Raw genomic sequence first — 663 nt, forward strand, 5'->3', positions numbered from 1 at the left:
AGGCGCGCCTTCGCTGTAGCGACGCTGATACCGAGCTGTTCACAAATCTCGGAGATGGTCGCTTCCTCGAAGTCTCTCAACAGGATGATCTCGAGATAATGAGCAGGCAGCGACTCCAATGCGTATAGCAACTCAGATCGAAGCTCGCCCGTCGAGCGCGCAGCGAAATTCGCCTCGAATTTCTCTTCGTCCAGCTCCTCGTGTATAAAAACTTTCCGGGAGAGGCGTCGGCATTCACGACGTACGATCGTGAACAACCAGCTTGCAAAAGACGTCGCCGCTTCAAGCGCATGAAGGCGGCGCGCCACGATCAGCAAGGCCTCCTGCACCGCGTCATCGATCTCGCTGGTCACGCAATGCCTCGCCGCATAGCGACGAGCGTCGAACCGACATTCCGATAACAGCTGCTCGAGCGCCGCGGCGTCTCCGCCTTGCGCCAGAACGACGAGATGATGTGCGCGCGCCGCCATCGACTGTCCTTCGTCAGCGCTTCAGCTTACGTCCGACCATCGCGCAGGCAGGACAGAAGCCGAAGAGGCCGGACATAGCCGCCATGGCTCCCAAGCCACCGACGCTCCATCCGGTGGGCGATGCGCCAAAATAGATCACTGCGGCGACGAGAAGGCCGGCTCCCATTCCCAACCTGACGACACGCTCCCAGCC

General features: G+C 60.5%; 2 protein-coding genes. Both read right to left on the reverse strand.

The features are described from left to right. A partial coding sequence (locus K3F48_RS23895) for an RNA polymerase sigma factor (protein ID WP_222577929.1) occupies positions 1-470 on the reverse strand: 470 nt, incomplete at its 3' end. A gap of 13 nt (positions 471-483) precedes the next feature. Then, a partial coding sequence (locus K3F48_RS23900) for a DUF2892 domain-containing protein (RefSeq protein WP_222577930.1) occupies positions 484-663 on the reverse strand: 180 nt, incomplete at its 5' end.

It is taken from the genome of Methylosinus sp. Sm6 (genome assembly GCF_019802345.1).
Lineage (GTDB): Bacteria > Pseudomonadota > Alphaproteobacteria > Rhizobiales > Beijerinckiaceae > Methylosinus.